We start from the raw sequence: 16,127 nt of genomic DNA, 5'->3' as shown, positions 1-16,127 counted from the left end.
GGTGCTGACTTACGAGCTGACTTCGCGTGATCTGGCGGAGGTGCGGTTTGCGGTGTCGCCGGTCGCGGAGATGGTGTTGTCGTTGCGCGCGCTCCGGGAGCCGGGGAGGTTCCCGCTCCAGCTGGGCTGGGTACGCGCTGTCCAGCCCAAAGTGACGGAGCTCGACTGGGACGTACTGCGGTGGCTCGTCAACGACACCATGGGCAGCCCGGACTTCCTCACCCCGCGACCGACCTCGCCTCTCACCCAGCTCGCCGACGAGCTCGAGATCATCGCCGCCGTCGACCGCGAAACGTACGAGCGCCAACTCGTCGCGGTGAACGGCGAACTCCCGCCAGACCTCACCCTCGAGAAAGTCATCGACGCACTCCGCCAGTACTGGGACGCCATGATGGCGCCGTACTGGGACCGGATGCGCACCCTCCTCTCGGCCGACATCAGCTACCGCGGCCACGTCCTCACCCAGCACGGCACCGGCGCCATGCTCAACGGCCTGGCGCCGGCGATCTCGTACGCCGACGGACTCCTCAAGGTCGACCGCGTAGCCGCCATCAGCCGGACCGAAGCCATCGACGGCCGCGGACTCGTACTCCAGCCGAGCCTCTTCGGCCCACATGCCGTGATCCCGTTCGACCCCGGAGCCGAGCCGATCCTGGGCTACCCACCCCGCGGCCAGGCCAACCTGTGGTCCGTCGTCGAGCCGCCGTCGCAGCAGGACCTTGCCCAACTCATAGGTACGCCGCGCGCCCACATCCTCGAACTACTGACGCATCCCCGCACCACGACAGACCTGGCCGGAGAGCTGAAGGCGACACCGTCGGCCGTGAGCCAGCACCTCCAGCTGCTCCGCCGTACCGGCCTGGTCGAGCCGCAACGCACCGGCAAGCAGGTCTTGTACCGGCCGACCGAGCTGGCCGCCCTACTGACTGGCGCCGAGCTCAGCTGACCTGTTGACACCAAGATCACCCACAGCGATAGTACAAATCGATTTGCATAACGTCGTGGCAGCCGACGTCTCACCTACACCGCCCTGATTCAAGGAGTCGGCATGAGACGTAGTCTTGCCATCGTTCTCGGAGTTCTCCTCCTCTGCTTCGGCACCATCGCCCCAGCCCATGCGGCGACCCTCGCCCTCACTCCCCTCACCCTCGGCAACGTGTTCACCGACGGCCAGCAGGTGAAGGTCGGCCTCAGCACCGACGCGTCATCCGTCACCTGGTCCGCAGCCGACGTCAACGGCACTGTCGTCGCCACCGGCAGCCAAGCCGCCGCGAGCACGCTGCAGATCTCGGTCACCACCCGCGGCTGGTACAAGCTGACCGTCCAAGCAGGCACTCTCAGCGCCCAGACAACCTTCGCAATCCTCAGCCCACTCAGTACGGCGTCAGTCGCAGGCCTCACTACCAACCACGTCGGCGATTTCGAGAACACCGCGGAAGGCTGGACCTTCTACCCAGGCAGCGAATTCCCCGGCGCAACCGGGAGCTTCGCGCTCGACACCACCGACAACCACTCCGGTACCAGCTCCGGCAAACTGGCCGGGAACTTCAGCGCCGGCGGCGCGTACGTCAGCGTCAACCGCACCCTCCCGTCGGTCAACGCATCCAGCGTCAGCTTCTGGGCCAAGTCCCCCAACCTGACCTTCCTCACGTTCCGCATCACCGACTCCACCGGCCAGGTCCACCAGCAGCGCCTAACGTTGTCTGGGGCAACTGATTGGCAGCCGCTGAGCGTCACCCGGTTCGACGGCGGCAAGCAGTACGTCCACTTCGGCGGCGCGAACGACGGCGTCTGGCATGGTCCTGCCAAGGGGCTCGAGATCGTCCTCGACAAGGGCGCGATCACCGGTGCGACGAGCAGCAGTGTCAGCCTCGACGACTTCACCCTCAACGCCCTCTCGACCAAACCGACGACACCGCTCGGCGACTACGAGAGCGCGGCCGAAGGTTGGTCGTTCTACCCAGGCAGCGAGTTCGTCGGCGCCACCGGCAGCCTCACCTACGACACGACGAGCCTGCAGGCCGGCGCGCAGTCCGCGAAGCTCTCTGGTGACTTCACGGGCGGCGGCAACTACGTCGCGATCCAGCGCACCCTCGTTCCGATCAACCTGACCGCGCTCAGCCTCTGGGTGAAGACCAGCCAGTTGTCAGCCATCGGACTCCGGCTGACCGACGCGACCGGCCAGGTCCACCAGCAACGCCTCACGCTGTCCGGCTCGACGGCCTGGCAGCAGCTCAATGTCACCACCTTCAACGGCGGCACCAGCTACCTGCACTTCGGCGGCGCCGACGACGGCATCTGGCACGGCCCCGCCAAGGCGATCATGCTGACGCTGGACAAGAGCCTGATCATCGGCGGCGGTACGACGGCCTCCGTCAACGTCGACGCGGTCGCAGCGACGACGCCAACGACGTACAACGGAGTCGGCACGCATTTTGCCGGTTCCTGGGCGCCGGATGCGATCCCGCTGGTAAGCCAGGCTGGTGCGCGGACGGCGAGAGATGAGGCGTACTGGCCCGCCGCCGAGACCACCGCCGGCACCTACGCGTTCCCGGCCAAGGTCACGACGTACCTGCAGTCCTTCCAGTCCAACGGTCTCGACCCGCTGATGGTCGCGGACTACGGGAACTGCCTCTACGACTGCCCTGACCAGCTGTTCAACGCGCCGTACACCGACGCCGGCCGGACCGCGTTCGCCAACTACGCCAACGCGCTGGCGAACCAGTACCCGCAGGTCCACAACCTCGCGGTATGGAACGAGTGGGACGTCAATGCCGCAGGCCCGGCCAACAAGACGCCCGACAGCTACCTCGCGCTGCTCAAGGCGACGTACACGAAGGTGAAGGCGACCCATCCCGATCTCACCATCGTCGGCGGCGGCGACACCGACGTGACGCAGCAGGCCTGGTTCCAGACGTTCTGCCAGCTCGGCGGGCTGAAGTACCTCGACGTGGTGTCGATCCACCCGTACAACTTCCTGCACGCACCGGAGACCCTTGGTACCGCGATCGATCAGGTGCGGGCGACGATCCGGCAGTACAACGGCGGCGTGGACAAGCCGATCTGGATCACCGAGGCCGGCTGGTACACCGGCGCCGGCAGCGCCGTACCCGTCGACGAGCCCACGCAGGCGATGTACATGGCGCGCGAGATGCTCAACGTCCCCGGGCACGACGTCGACCGGTTCTACATGTACGACTTCAAGAACGACGGCATCGACCCGGCCGCGGCCGAGAACAACTTCGGGCTCGTGCACAACGAGGCCGACGCGCTCGGCAAGTACACGCCCAAACCGTCGTACGTCGCCTACGCAACCGCTGCCCGTCAGCTGCGCGGCGCCACGTTCCTCGGTAAGGAGAACCCGGGCAACGGCTTGATCGATCAGGTGTACGCGGCGAACGACGGTACGCCGTTCCGCGCGATCTGGGCCGCATCCGGATCCAACACGACGGTGACGGTCAACGCGACCGGCCCCGTCCAGGTCACCAGCCTCTACGGCCTGACCAGCACGATGACACCTAACGCAAGCGGCCAGATCACGGTCACAGTCGGCGTGTGGCCGACGTACATCTCGGGCTCGACCGTCACCTCGGTGACAGCCCCCTAAGCGGACTCCCGCGGTACGACGGAAGGCGCGAACAGAATGCGCTGCGGCAGGCTGGCGGTGGTGGCCGTCTCCGCCAGCCTGCCCAGCAGAACCCGCCCCACCGCGCGACCCTGCTCGCGCGGATCCCCCGCGATCGTCGTCAACGACGGCGAGATCAGCGCGGCGGCCTCGATGTCGTCGAAACCCATCACCGCAAGGTCATCTGGCACGCGAAGGCCGCGAGCCCGGGCAACATCCAGCGCGCCGATCGCGACCATGTCGTTCGTGCACAGCACCGCTCGAGGCGGTTTGCGCAGCTCAAGCAGCTTCTCCATCCCGGCCGCACCACCGGCGCGCGAGAACTCCTCCCGGACAACCAGCTGACTGTTGAACCGCAACCCGGCCGAGGTCAGCGCACGCCGATAACCCTTCACCCGATCAGCAGGCGGCCCGTCCCCCGAAGCACCAGTGATGAACGCGATCCGGTGATAGCCCCGACCGATCAGGTACCGCGTCGCGATCTCCCCCGCCGCGAGATCGTCCGAGGTCAGTACGTCGATCCCCGCCGAGGCCCGCCGCCCGCCCATCAGCGCCACCGGGATCCCGGCCTCGACCGCGGCCGCGACATCGCTCGACTTGCTGTAGTAGCCGGCGAACACGATCGCGTCGACGCTGCGAGTCACCATCCGCGCGACCAGATCCTTCTCGGCCGCAGGCGAGCCGTCCGTGTTCCCGATCAGCACCTGGTACCCGGGCTCGCTGACCACGTCGAGCAGACCGCGCGCGACCGACGGGTAGAACGGGTTGGTGATATCCGGCACGATCAGCGCGATCGTCAGCGTCCGCTGCATCCGCAGGCTGCGCGCGAGCTGGTTCGGCTCCCAACCGAGCTCGTCCATCACCGACCGCACCCGCGCCCGCGTCACCTCCGACACATGCCGCCGTCCCGACAACACGTGCGAAACCGTCGTCGGACTCACGCCGGCCCGGGCAGCCACGTCCGAGATCCCGACCCGCTTGGCCAAGGCCTCCCCCTCCCAGGGCGCTTTTGGTCACGATATCCGCCCTCACGCGGGAGAGCGCTATAGTCGAGAACGTCCGCGGGAGCTCGCCGGGAGTGGGCTGAGAGGGTGACTACGCCGTCACCGACCGCTGAACCTGAATCGGGTAATTCCGGCGTAGGGAGGAAGCGCGATGGAATCCGTCTGGGTGAACGGTACGGCGATCGACGTACCGGCCGGCAAGTCCGTGGCCGAGCTGATCACGGAGTACTCCGATCGCACCACCGGGATCGCGGTCGCGGTGAACCAGAACGTGCTGACCAAGGCCGAGTGGGCGCAGACCGCGTTGCGGAGCGGCGACCGGGTCGAGATCGTCAGCGCGACGCAGGGAGGCTGACATGGATGATCCACTGGAGCTCGGCGGGCGGACGTACACGTCCCGGCTCATCATGGGGACCGGCGGTTCGGCCAACCTGGAAGTGATGGAGGAGGCATTGATTGCCTCCGGCACCCAACTGACCACGGTCGCGATGCGCCGCCTGGGCACGGGGCACGAGGGCTCGGTGCTCGACGTACTCAAGAAGCACAACATCGAGGTACTGCCGAACACGGCCGGCTGCCACACCGCTGCCGAGGCCGTGCTGACCGCGAAGCTGGCGCGGGAGGCGTTGGAGACCGACCTGATCAAGGTCGAGGTCGTCGCCGACGATCACCTGCTGCTGCCCGACCCGTTCGAGCTGCTCGATGCCGTGGAAGCCCTGGTGGCGGACGGTTTCACCGTGCTGCCGTACACGAACGACGACCCGATCCTCGCCCGCCGGCTCGAGCAGGCCGGCTGCGCCGCCGTCATGCCGTTGGCCGCACCAATCGGTTCGGCGCTCGGCATCCGCAATCCGCACAACATCGCGCTGATCGCGGAAGCGGCCAACGTGCCGGTGATCGTCGATGCCGGGATCGGTACGGCGAGCGACGCCGCGCTGGCGATGGAGCTCGGCTGCGACGCGGTCATGCTCGCGACCCCGGTCACCCGCGCGGAGAAGCCTGCCCTGATGGCCGCCGCGATGCGCGACGCCGTTTCCGCCGGACGCGCCGCACGCCTCGCGGGCAGGGTGCCGCGCCGCTGGCAGTCCGCGTTGGCGTCGTCGCCTACAACTGGCTTGCCAATGTCTTAGCCTCGGCCAGATCCACGCGACGATCCAGCAGGAGCGCGCTGAGCGACAACGTCAGCTCCTGATTGGGCTGTAACGTCAGCGGGTCGTCCCACGAGAGCGCGGGGCACGCGCCGACGTACGCGTCGACGCGGAGGAACCACGGGCGGACGTCGGCCGGCTGGACCAGCAGCAACGTGACGTCACCTTGGACGAATCCCAGCCACGGGCTCGTCGAGCGGAAGGCGGCATCGAGACCTTCGCCATCAGCTGAAAGGACCGTCGTTTCGACCAGGGGTAGCCGCCAGAAGATCCCGCCGTACGCGGCGCCTTCTCGGCCGACGGTGGCTGGGCTTTCGATCTGTACCGGGCCGTAGCGCGCGGTGAGGACGCTCTCCCAGTCGAGTCGCCACCCGCCGGCAGCGAGTTCGCCGACCAGACGACGACGCTCGACCAGCTGCGGTCGGCCTTGTTCGTCGTACCAGGTGATGTCGTCGATCAGCTCGGGCCCGTCGGCCGTGACGCCGCGGCTGCGTTGCTGACCGTGGTTCGTCAGCAGGGTCGGTCCTTGATCGCGGACGTACGTCCGGCCACCCCAGTGCGAGGTGCCGTTGACGACCGGCACGGCGAGCGAGACGCCGTAATGATGCCGATGATCGACCGGGCTCACCTCGGTCAACGAGTGCCCACCGAGCGTGCGGACCGGGTGCAGATACGGCCGAGGCGCATGTACTTGCGGCATCCGCCGCCCGAACTCGTACCGCGCCAGCATCCCCGAATCGCTCCCGAGCGCGAAGATGTCGCCCTGCCGCCGCCAGCCGACCAGATCAGCGGACGTACCACTCCGCGACACCGGCGCCTGCGGCACCAGCCCCGTGCTCGCCCGCACCGCCAACCGCAGCTCCGGTACGTCGTCCGCGTCGCCGTTCGGCGCAGCGATCGACGCGTGCAACCGCCGCCAGGCCAACTCCCCGAGATCCTTCTGCGGCACGCGAACCGTGGTCAGCGACGGTACGGCGAACCGCGCCAGCCCGATGTCGTCCATCCCGGTCACGGAAAGATCAGTCGGTACGGCGACCCCGACCTCATTGAGCCGGGCCAGCAACCCGAAGGCGACCAGATCGTTGAAGGCGACGACCGCCGTCACGTGCGACTCGAGCACCCGCTCGACCGCGGCGTACCCGTCCTCGATCGACCGCCCGCACTCGAACCGAACGAGTTCCAACCCAGGGATCTCCCGCTCGGCGACCTCGAGCGCCCGCAGCCGGAGCGTGTTGGACGCACTCGCCGCCGGCCCGGACAGGAACGCGAGCCGACGATGCCCCAGCCCGACGAGATGATCGACGACGATCCGTACGGCGCGGCCGTAGTCGACCACCACCGACGACACCTCTTCCGGCCCTTGCCGGTTGACGAGGATGACCGGCTGCACCTGCGGCAACAGCTCGAGCAGCCGCTCCTCATCCATCCGCGGCGAGACCATGATCAGCGCATCGCACCGCCGCCGCGCCTCGATCGCGATCGCCGCCTCGGCGCTCGGATCCTCATCGGTCTCGGCGACCAGCACCCGGTACCCGGCCGCCGCGGAAGCGTTCGTGATGCCGCGCAAGATCTGCTGGAACAGCGGGTTACCGAGATCCGGCACCACCAGCGCGACCATGTTCGTCCGGCCGAGCGACAGGCTGCGGGCGAGGTCGCTGGGCCGGTAGTTCAGCCGCTCCGCGGCCGCGCGCACCCGGGCGACGATCTCGGGTGCGACACTGAGACGCCCGTTCATCACCCGGGACACGGTCGCCCGCGACACCTCCGCCAGGCGCGCGACGTCGGCGATCGTGATCGAGTCCTTCGGTGTCCGGCCCACCCTCGTATCCTCTCCCGACGGAAACCGGTTTCTCAACCCTTGCCGGGGTATATCTGGTGCATGAGCAACCTGGAGTATCCGCGTGCAGTTGGAGTTGCCCCGGGCAACGGTTACAGCCATGTCGTGACCGGTCACGGGCAGTGAGTGGCGATCTCCGGACAGGTCGCGCTGGACCCGGACGGGAAGCTCGTCGGCGTCGGCGACCCGGGAGCCCAGGCAGAGCAGGTGTTCGCGAACCTGGAGCACTGCCTGGCGGCCGCCGGCGCGACCTTCGAGCACATCGCGAAGATGACGATCTTCGTCACCGACATGGCCAACATGCCTGCGATCCGCGCGGTCCGCGACCGCTACATCCCAGGCACCAAACCAGCCGCCTCGGCCGTCCAGGTGGCAGCTCTCTTCCACCCCGACGTCCTGCTCGAGATCGAGGCCTTCGCCATCGTCTAGCGCAGTAGGTCGACGGCCACGCGTGCGGCCTCGCCGATCGCGGCGTCCACGCGTGGCTGGCGGATGTCGCCGCGCGCGGCAAGCGTGAAGACCGCGAGCGCGTACGCCGTACCACCGGGCAGCGTGACCACGCCGACCTCGTGCCGCAACGCCCCGAACGTCCCGGTCTTCCCCGCGACACGCACGCCGTCGTGCGGGAAGCCGGACGCCAGCCGATGCAGGAACACCTGCCGATGCATCGTCGCCTTCACGAACTCGGTCTGCTCCGGCGACAACAGCTCCCCCGCCCACAACCGCCGCAGCAGCAACGTGAGGTCGCGGGCGCTGCTCGCCGACGCGTTTGCAGCCTCGTAAACCCCGGCCGGATCGGTCCGATCGTTGTCCGCGAGTACGGCGAGTGCCGCATCCGGATCGTTCGTTCTGGTACGCCGTTGCAGGTCGAGCAGGTTGCCCGCGGTACCGCGGCGTACCCGGGTCCGGTGCAGACCGAATGACTCCAGCAGCTCGGCCAGCCGGCGCAGGCCGACGACGTCCAGCAGCGCATCCGCCGACGCGTTGTCGGAGAGCGTCATCATCGACAGCGCCAGGTCTCGCAGCGACGCGGTGACCGGATCCGCGAAGGTCGACAACCCGGTCGGTCCGCCCGTCTTCGTCGAGGGATCGAGCGTGAGCTGCTCCCGCGGGTCGATCTCGCCGAGATCCACGAGCCGGCAGAACCCGGCCAGCAGCGGCAGCTTGTACACCGAGGCCAGCGGCACGATCCCGTCCGCGTCAACCTCGACCGTCGACTCGGGCTCGTCCAGCGCGACCGCATGCAACCAGCCGCGTACGCCGGCATCCTCGAAGACCGCGCGGATACGGGCGTTCACGACGCCACCAGCGCTTCGGTCAGTTGTGCCATCACGTCGTTCGGCCGGAGGAACGGCGTACGCGTCCTCGACCACACGAGCCGGAGCCGCAACGGCAGCGGATCGTCGGCGAGCCGATGGCGCGTCACGCCGGGCGCGGTCAACGCGGGATCGGCGGTCACCACGATCGCCTGGCCCGCGGCAGCCATCGCCAAACCGGCTCGCTCATCGGTAACGACGACGGTCCCGCCCGTGGGTCGATGCAAGGCGAGCGTGTCCAGGAACAGATCGCGGGCCGCCGGTGCCTCGGTGCGCGGCCGGACGGCGACCGGCAGGCCTTTGAGCTGCCGCAACCCGACGACCTCCCCGTCCACCACTCCGGCCGGTGCGAGCGCCCAGGTCGGAAGCAGCGAGACCGGACCGGCTTCCAATCCGTCCAGCACGACGGGATGCAGTACGGCGGCCAAGGTCAGGCGGCCCGTATTCACCTGGTTGATCAGCGAGCTGGTCGAGGCGGTGACGACTGTGACCCGACTGCCCGGGATCACCGCGCCGGAGGCGGCGGCGACAGCGGCACCGGCCGAGGGCGGGACCTCGGGCGCCAGACCGAGCCGGATCTCCGGGCCCTCCGGATCGCGGGAGACCGCGGCCTGGTGCAGCTCCTCGATCGAGGTCAGCGCGCGGCGCGCGTACGGCAGCAGCGCGACCCCGGCGGGCGTGAGCTCGACCCCGCCCGCACCACGTTCGAACAGCTTGGCGCCGACGAGGGCCTCGAGGCGGCGCAACCCCTGGGACAGCGGCGGCTGGGTGATGCCGACGACTCGGGCCGCGTCGCCGAAGTGCTGCTCCTCGGCGAGCGCGATGAAAATCTGCAGGTGTCTTTCAGTGAGCATGACGTGACTGACCTGCGGTGATATCTCCAGACAATCGGCCCATGCTCAAGAGCATATTCGACAGCCCGTGTCAGCCCGCCTTGACTGAAGCTCCAGCACGACGAGAGGAGACAGCGTGAAGGTGAGTCGGAGAGGGATGTTGACGGGCGCGGCCGCGGTCGGAGCGGCGGCGGTCGGGGCGGCCGGCGTGGTCGGGCTCGAAGGCCGGAGCGAGGCGGTGACGACCCCAACGGCACAGCCGAAACGCGAGCCGGTCGAGCTGACCTGGTTCGGAACGCACGCGTGGCAGCTCAAGTGCGGGAAGAGCGTCGTACTGACCGATCCGTGGCTGACCCGCTTCAAGACGGGGACGTTCACGCCGGAGGGCGCGGACCCGAAGACCAAGCTCGTGATCGAGCCCGAGGTGATCGACAAGCACCTGACCACGGCCGACGCGATCCTGGTTCATCACGCGCACTACGACCACATGGCCGACGTACCGTATGTCGCGAAGAAGACCCAGGCGACCGTGCTGTGCACCGAGACGCACGCCAATCTGCTCCGCGCGATGCGGACGCAGGACGACCTGCTCTCACCGGTCCGCGGCGGTGAGTACCTGCCGTTCGACGGCTTCTCGATCGAGGTGTTCCCGTCGCTGCACTCGTGCAGCGGCAAGCGGCACACGTACGCCTATCCGGGCTACCGGTACGACGTACCGCCGCGTCCGCGCGTGATCGAGGACCTGGTCGAGGGCGGCACGCTCGCGTTCGTGATCACGATCGGCGGCCTGCGCATCCTCAGCCTGAGTACGGCGAACTTCGACCCGAACGCCCTGCGCGACCTGCAGGTCGACGTGGTCTTCGCGGCACCCGGCGGCGAACCCGGCATCACCGACCGCCTGATGCAGACCATCAAGCCGGTCCGCAAGGTGATCGCGACGCACTGGGACGACTTCGACAAGCCGCTCGACGACCCTGGCATCCCCTGGACCGATCTCGCGCCACTCCGCCAGTCGGTGGAGCGGACCGGCGCCGAGTTCGTCGTCGTCGATCACCTGCAGAAGGTCACGCTTTGACGCGGTAGTGGTATCGCGAGACGGTCCGGAAGCCGAGGTTGTCATAGAGGGTGCGGGCGGGCGCGTTGTCCTCGAGCACGCTCAGCCAGACCCACTTGGCTGTTGCCGCCTGCAACAAACCACGAATCACGGCGGAAGCGAGCCCCTGGCGGCGGAAGCGTTCGTCGACGGCCAGGCAATACAGACCTGCGGTGTCGTCGACGAGCGCGAGCCGGCCGATCGCCTTCACCTGCGGGCCGTCCGGGATGCTCGCGTAGAGAGCCTTGCCCCGGGCAAGGATCTGCTCGGCGGTGTCGCGGTTCGCAGCGCCACCGCGACCGTCGACGCTCCACCAGCAGTCCATCCAGGCGGCGGACGGGGCAGTGGAAATATTCACCTCATCCGCCGTCGCAGGCAGCTTCGCGAGTACGTCAGAGAGCGCCGCGCACTGCACCAGCGTGGGGTTGCGAACCGTGTACCCGCGGGCTTCGAGGTGGGCGTCCAGGTCGCTCGGCTGCACCGCCGGGCTGATCTGGAACGACGGCGTGATGTCATGCGCGAGATACAGACTTTCGACGTAATCCAAGGCTTTCTGGACGTCGAAGGGTGCGTTGGCGGGCAGCACCGAGTTGGCTCGCAGGGTGACACCTGCGTTGCGGCGGACCAGCCAGCCGTCGAGTTCGGTGCTGTCCGCGGCGGGCCAGGCCTGGTTCATCAAGGAGTCGATGCGAGCTGCGGCGATCACTCCACCAAGAGTAGAACCGCTCGGATCAAATTGCAATCAAATGGATAATTATTCACTGGCCGCGGATTGTCGCGACCGCGTCCGCGAGCAGTTCGATGCCCTCGACAACTTCTTTCTGGGTGAGCGACCCATATCCGAAGACCAGCCCGGCCGGCCCTGATCCGGCCACCCAGTACTGCGCCAGCCCGTACACGCCGAGCCCGCGCTCCAACGCCGCCGTACGCACCGCGTCCTCGGTGAGATCCGGCGGCAGGAACGTCATCACATGCAGCCCGGCCGATACCCCGACCGGTTCGAGTTCGGGGATCCGTTGGGAGAGCTCATCGACCAACGTGTCTCGCAACAGCCGGTAGCGCGGCCGCATCCGCCGCAGATGCCGGTCGAACTCGCCCCGCGCCACGAAGTCCGCGAACGCCAGTTGATCGAAGACCGGCGACCCGCGATCGTCCATCAGCTTCGCTCGCGCCATCGGCTCGACCAGCCACGCCGGCAGGATCAGCCACCCCAGCCGCAGCCCGGGCGCAAGCGTCTTGCTCGCCGTCCCGGCGTAGGCGACGCGTTCGGGTGCCAGACCTTGCATCGCACCGATCGGCTCGCGGTCGTAGCGGTACTCCGCGTCGTAGTCGTCCTCGATCACCAGCCCGTCGCGCCGCTCCGCCCACGCGACCAGCGCCGCCCGCGTCTCCGCCGAGGTGACCGCGCCGGTCGGGAACTGATGGGCTGCCGTCACGAGCACCACGTCCGCCCCGGACCGCTCGAGCGCGTCGACATCAACGCCCGATTCGAGCACCGGTACGCCGACCGCCTCGAGCCCGGCGGCCGCGGCGACCTCGCGAAGCTCGTTGTCGGACGGATCCTCGACGGCCAGCCGCTTGTACCCCTGCGCGGCCAGCACCTGCAGCAGCAGCCGCGAGCCCTGGGCAAACCCGTTGCAGATCAGCATGTTCTCGGGGCGGGCCGCCGTACCGCGGACTCGGTTGAGGTAGTCGGCGAGCGACGTACGCAGCTCGATGGTGCCGCGACCGTCGATGTAGGCGAGGCTGCGGTACGGCGTCTCGTTCAGCACGCGCCGTATCGACCGGAGCCACGCGGCGCGGGGGAACTGGGAGACGTCCGGCCGGCTGTAGCGGAAGTCGATCCGCGGCGGGCCGCTCGCTGATCGGAGCGCGGCCGTCGGCTCGACCACGGCAATGTCCGCGACCTGCGTGTAGCCGCCGCCCCGGCTGACCAGATAGCCCTCGGCGACCAGTTGTTGGTACGCCTCCACGACCACGCCGCGGGACAGTCCCAGATCCTGCGCGAGCGCGCGGGTGGACGGCATCACCGTGTCAGGTCGCAGCAGTCCGGCCCGGATCCGCGTCCGGATCCCGCTCTCCAACTGCTGATGCAGCGGTACGCCGCTGTCCCGCTGCAGCTCGACCAGGAGCTCACCGGAACCGGAACTGGTCCTCATTCGGCTCACACAACTGGACCTTATCGGAGTACCGCTTCGCTGTCAGGGTTGTGCACAGACCAAATGACAAGGAGATGAGAGCGATGACCACGATGCTGCACACCGGCGACGCCGGCTACGACGAGGCCCGGACCGTCTGGAACGCGATGATCGACCGCCGTCCGGCCGCGATCGCCCGGTGCTCGAGCACCGCGGACGTCGTCGAGGCGGTGCGGTTCGGCCAGGCGGCCGGCCTGGAGATCGCGGTCCGCTGCGGCGGGCACAACATCGCGGGTCTCGCCGTACCCGATGGTGGGCTGATGATCGACCTGACGCCGATGAATTCGGTCGAGGTGGATCCGTCGCTGAAGCGGGCCTGGGTCCAGGGCGGCGCGCTGCTGGGCGAGTTGGACAAGGCTGCACAGGAGTACGGGCTGGCGACCACCGCGGGGAACGTCTCGCACACCGGAGTCGGTGGGTTGACGCTCGGCGGCGGGATGGGCTGGCTGGCCCGGCGGTTCGGTCTGGCCTGCGACAACGTGGTGTCGTACGAGGTCGTGACTGCCGACGGCTCTGTCGTCCGGGCGAGTGCGGTCGAGAACCCCGAGCTGTTCTGGGGCCTGCGCGGTGGCGGCGGGAACTTCGGAATCGTGACGCAGTTCGAGTTCCAGTTGCACGAGGTCGGGACGCGGGCGCTCATCGTCGAACTGACCTACCCGGCGTCGGCCGGCTTCCAAGTACTGCGCGGCTGGCGTGAGCTGAACGCCAAGGCCCCGCGGGAGGCAACGTTCACCGCGAGCATCACGCCGAGCACGGTGACAGTCGGGTATGTGTGGGTCGGCGAGGGCGGGTACGGTCTGCTGCCGGCGTTCCGCGCGCTCGGTCCGGTCGTCGATGAGGTTGTCGAGGAGACGACGTACCTGAAACTGCAGACGCGTGACGACAACGTGCAGGGTCACCGGTACCGGCGCTACTGGAAGGGGCACTACTTCAAGTCCCTGCCGGACGACGCGATCCGGGCGCTGCTGCGTACGCCGGGTCCGTCGGCGAGCCTGCAGGCGTACGGCGGCGCGATCGCCGACGTACCGGATGGGGATGCGGCGTTCAGCCACCGGGACACGCTGTTCGAGTTCGTCACCGCGACCCGGTGGGAGGACGCCGACGAGGACCAGGCCCGGATCGCTCAGCTGCGCGGGTACGCCGCGACGCTGGCGCCGTACGCGAGTGGGGCGTACGTGAACACGCTGAACGGCGACCCGATCCAGCGCGCGTTCCCGCCGGCGAAGCTGGAGCGGCTGGTGGCGCTGAAGACGGCGTACGACCCGGCGAACGTCTTCCACCTCAACCAGAACATCTGCCCCGGCGAGGCGAGTGCGGAGAGCGCCGCCTGACTGGTACCCCTGGAGGGTGGACTTCCAGTCAGTCTTCGCGGATGTGGCCCGGGTGATCGAGGGCTCCGGCGTGGTCATCATGGCGGTCGGCCTCGCCGCCGTCCTGGTCCGCTACGCGTACGACGTGATCCGCAAAGGCGCCGGGAGTTACACCCAACTGCGGGTGGATCTCGGCAGGGTGATCCTGCTCGGCCTGGAGATCCTGATCGTCGGCGACATCATCCGGACGATCATCGTCGAGACCTCCCTCGAGAGCGTGCTGGTGCTCGGCCTCATCGTGATCATCCGGGTGGTGCTCAGTTTCGCGCTCGAAGTGGAGATCTCCGGGTCGTGGCCGTGGCAGCAGCGACGTGGCGACCAGTCGGACGCGGCATGATGGAGATGTGACGACTGACCTGACTCCGGAGCTGGCTGCGACGATCGAGGAGGCGTTCGCCCGGCGGGACCGGACGAACATGGGCCCGACGATCGCCTTCTTCGAGAAGCTGCTGAGCGAGCATCCGGACAACCCGCACGTGCTCTACGAGGTCGGCGGGTCGTACGACACCGCCGGCGAGGAGGAGAAGGCGGTCGGGTACTACGAGCGCGCGCTGCCGGGGCTGACCGGGGAGACGCGCCGCAAGTGCCTGCTGCAGTACGGCAGCACGCTGCGCAACCTCGAGCGCTTCGACGAGTCGCTGGCGGTGTTCAAACAGGCGTGCGCGGAGTACCCGGAATCGGACTCGCTGCGGGTCTTCAAGGCGCTGACGCTGCACGCCGCCGGCTACAAGGACAAGGCGCTGGCCACCCTGCTGCTGGTGATCGCCGACAAGGTCGATTCGCCCGAGATCAAGCGCTACGAAGCCGCGATCCGCGGGAACGCCGACTACCTGGCCAACCTGGGTTAGCTGGAGGCTTTCCGGCCGACTCCGCCGTAGATGGCATCACGGATGTCTGCCTGGCGCTCCTCTTCGACGCGGCCGCCGGGGACGTGCCACTCGCCCAGCGGGACGACGCCCGGCTCGAGGATCTCCAGGTCGCCGAACAGTGACGTGATCTGCTCGACCGAGCGGAAGGCCAGCGTCGGGAAGGCGTCCTTGACCTTGTCCAGCAGCTCGGTCACCATCACGTCGACCGGCCCGCCGTCACCCGGATTGCAGGCGTGCGTGATCGCGAGGTACGAGCCCGGCGGCAGCGCGTCGACGTACCTGCGAGCGATCTCGAGGGTCTGCTCGTAGTCGTGGATGTGGTGCAGCATCAGCGCCATCACCAGCGCGACCGGCTCGCCGCCGGCCAGCAGAGCCGCGATCGACGGCTCCGCCAGCACCTCGTCGGGCTTGGTGAGGTCGGCGGCGGTGAACTGCGTCCGGTCGTTGTCGAGCAGCAACGCCCGCCCGTGGGCGACCACGGACGGGTCGTTGTCGACGTAGATCACCGAGGTGTCGGCGTTGACCTTCTGAGCGATCTGGTGCGTGTTCTCGGCGGTCGGCAGGCCGGAACCCGCGTCGATGAATCGCCGTACGCCGGCCTCCTCGGCCAGCCAGGTGATCACCTCGCGGAGCCAGGCCCGGTTCGCCCGGGCCCAGACGGGTGTCTCCGGCGCGATCTTCATGATCTGCCGGTACAGCGCGCGGTCGGACTCGTAGTTGTCCTTGCCGCCGAGGGCGTAGTCGTAGACCCGCGCCACGCTCGGCCGCGTGGTGTCGATCCCGTGCGCGACCAGCCCACCGTCATTCATCGGCTGATCGGTCACACTGTCTCCT

Annotated in this window: 16 protein-coding genes and 1 riboswitch; of the genes, 9 read left to right on the top strand and 7 right to left on the bottom strand. The window is 68.3% G+C overall.

Going from position 1 to position 16,127, the window contains the following annotated elements; translation table 11 throughout:
• The first annotated feature begins 1 nt into the window (after position 1).
• Both ACFWUU_RS32085 and ACFWUU_RS32080 read left to right on the top strand, forming a co-directional pair.
• Positions 2-946 carry a DUF5937 family protein gene (locus tag ACFWUU_RS32085; RefSeq protein ID WP_380181093.1) on the top strand — a complete coding sequence of 315 codons (945 nt, stop codon included), beginning with the start codon at positions 2-4 and terminating at the stop codon, positions 944-946.
• A 102-nt stretch (positions 947-1,048) separates the two neighbouring features.
• Complete coding sequence (locus ACFWUU_RS32080) at positions 1,049-3,607, top strand: glycosyl hydrolase (protein ID WP_380181091.1); 2,559 nt, start codon at positions 1,049-1,051, stop codon at positions 3,605-3,607.
• Here the strand turns inward: ACFWUU_RS32080 and ACFWUU_RS32075 are convergent.
• Positions 3,604-4,611 (bottom strand): LacI family DNA-binding transcriptional regulator, encoded by a 1,008-nt coding sequence (locus tag ACFWUU_RS32075; protein WP_380181089.1) that lies wholly within the window; start codon positions 4,609-4,611, stop codon positions 3,604-3,606. The two genes, ACFWUU_RS32080 and ACFWUU_RS32075, sit on opposite strands and share 4 nt — an antisense overlap.
• A 65-nt stretch (positions 4,612-4,676) precedes the next feature.
• A riboswitch (TPP riboswitch) is annotated at positions 4,677-4,788 on the top strand.
• On the opposite strand from ACFWUU_RS32075, the gene thiS reads away from it, so the two are divergent.
• Both thiS and ACFWUU_RS32065 read left to right on the top strand, forming a co-directional pair.
• Positions 4,781-4,984 carry a sulfur carrier protein ThiS gene (gene thiS / locus ACFWUU_RS32070; protein ID WP_137252359.1) on the top strand — a complete coding sequence of 68 codons (204 nt, stop codon included), beginning with the start codon at positions 4,781-4,783 and terminating at the stop codon, positions 4,982-4,984. (Overlaps the previous riboswitch by 8 nt.)
• 1 nt (position 4,985) lies before the next feature.
• Positions 4,986-5,759, top strand: coding sequence for a thiazole synthase (locus ACFWUU_RS32065; RefSeq protein ID WP_380181087.1), 774 nt, complete (start codon positions 4,986-4,988; stop codon positions 5,757-5,759).
• On the opposite strand, the gene ACFWUU_RS32060 is transcribed toward ACFWUU_RS32065, so the two are convergent.
• Entirely contained in the window at positions 5,734-7,596 is a 1,863-nt protein-coding gene (locus ACFWUU_RS32060; RefSeq protein WP_380181085.1) for a DUF6807 family protein, read from the bottom strand. The two genes, ACFWUU_RS32065 and ACFWUU_RS32060, sit on opposite strands and share 26 nt — an antisense overlap.
• Before the next feature lie 144 nt (positions 7,597-7,740).
• Here ACFWUU_RS32060 and ACFWUU_RS32055 point away from each other — a divergent pair, with 144 nt between their 5' ends.
• The gene (locus tag ACFWUU_RS32055) at positions 7,741-8,043 is read left to right on the top strand and encodes a RidA family protein (RefSeq protein WP_380181083.1); all 303 of its coding nucleotides are present in this window, start codon (positions 7,741-7,743) and stop codon (positions 8,041-8,043) included.
• On the opposite strand, the gene ACFWUU_RS32050 is transcribed toward ACFWUU_RS32055, so the two are convergent.
• Together ACFWUU_RS32050 and ACFWUU_RS32045 are read right to left on the bottom strand one after the other, a co-directional pair.
• Complete coding sequence (locus ACFWUU_RS32050; RefSeq protein WP_380181081.1) at positions 8,040-8,912, bottom strand: serine hydrolase; 873 nt, start codon at positions 8,910-8,912, stop codon at positions 8,040-8,042. The two genes, ACFWUU_RS32055 and ACFWUU_RS32050, sit on opposite strands and share 4 nt — an antisense overlap.
• Positions 8,909-9,784 (bottom strand): LysR family transcriptional regulator, encoded by an 876-nt coding sequence (locus ACFWUU_RS32045; RefSeq protein ID WP_380181079.1) that lies wholly within the window; start codon positions 9,782-9,784, stop codon positions 8,909-8,911. The genes ACFWUU_RS32050 and ACFWUU_RS32045 overlap by 4 nt, the downstream gene beginning before the upstream one ends.
• Positions 9,785-9,899: 115 nt before the next feature.
• On the opposite strand from ACFWUU_RS32045, the gene ACFWUU_RS32040 reads away from it, so the two are divergent.
• Entirely contained in the window at positions 9,900-10,838 is a 939-nt protein-coding gene (locus ACFWUU_RS32040; RefSeq protein ID WP_380181077.1) for an MBL fold metallo-hydrolase, read from the top strand.
• Here the strand turns inward: ACFWUU_RS32040 and ACFWUU_RS32035 are convergent.
• Complete coding sequence (locus tag ACFWUU_RS32035) at positions 10,828-11,562, bottom strand: GNAT family N-acetyltransferase (RefSeq protein ID WP_380181076.1); 735 nt, start codon at positions 11,560-11,562, stop codon at positions 10,828-10,830. The genes ACFWUU_RS32040 and ACFWUU_RS32035 overlap by 11 nt on opposite strands.
• 52 nt (positions 11,563-11,614) lie before the next feature.
• Entirely contained in the window at positions 11,615-13,015 is a 1,401-nt protein-coding gene (locus ACFWUU_RS32030; RefSeq protein WP_380181075.1) for a PLP-dependent aminotransferase family protein, read from the bottom strand.
• An 83-nt stretch (positions 13,016-13,098) separates the two neighbouring features.
• Between ACFWUU_RS32030 and ACFWUU_RS32025 the strand changes: the two genes are divergently transcribed.
• Genes ACFWUU_RS32025 through ACFWUU_RS32015 form a run of 3 tightly spaced genes read left to right on the top strand, consistent with a single transcriptional unit; the run spans position 13,099 to position 15,272 of the window.
• The gene (locus ACFWUU_RS32025) at positions 13,099-14,385 is read left to right on the top strand and encodes an FAD-binding oxidoreductase (RefSeq protein ID WP_380181074.1); all 1,287 of its coding nucleotides are present in this window, start codon (positions 13,099-13,101) and stop codon (positions 14,383-14,385) included.
• A gap of 16 nt (positions 14,386-14,401) precedes the next feature.
• Positions 14,402-14,761, top strand: a complete 360-nt coding sequence (locus ACFWUU_RS32020) for a DUF1622 domain-containing protein (RefSeq protein ID WP_202877524.1) — start codon at positions 14,402-14,404, stop codon at positions 14,759-14,761.
• Positions 14,762-14,768: 7 nt separating this feature from the next.
• Positions 14,769-15,272, top strand: a complete 504-nt coding sequence (locus ACFWUU_RS32015) for a tetratricopeptide repeat protein (RefSeq protein WP_380181073.1) — start codon at positions 14,769-14,771, stop codon at positions 15,270-15,272.
• On the opposite strand, the gene ACFWUU_RS32010 is transcribed toward ACFWUU_RS32015, so the two are convergent.
• Positions 15,269-16,117, bottom strand: a complete 849-nt coding sequence (locus tag ACFWUU_RS32010; protein ID WP_380181072.1) for an SAM-dependent methyltransferase — start codon at positions 16,115-16,117, stop codon at positions 15,269-15,271. The two genes, ACFWUU_RS32015 and ACFWUU_RS32010, sit on opposite strands and share 4 nt — an antisense overlap.
• Positions 16,118-16,127 lie beyond the last annotated feature (10 nt).

Origin of the sequence: Kribbella sp. NPDC058693 (assembly GCF_042715335.1) — a bacterium.
Lineage (GTDB): Bacteria > Actinomycetota > Actinomycetes > Propionibacteriales > Kribbellaceae > Kribbella > Kribbella jiaozuonensis.
The sequence above is the reverse complement of the archived record's forward strand: the minus strand, read 5'-3'. Positions and strand labels throughout refer to the sequence as shown.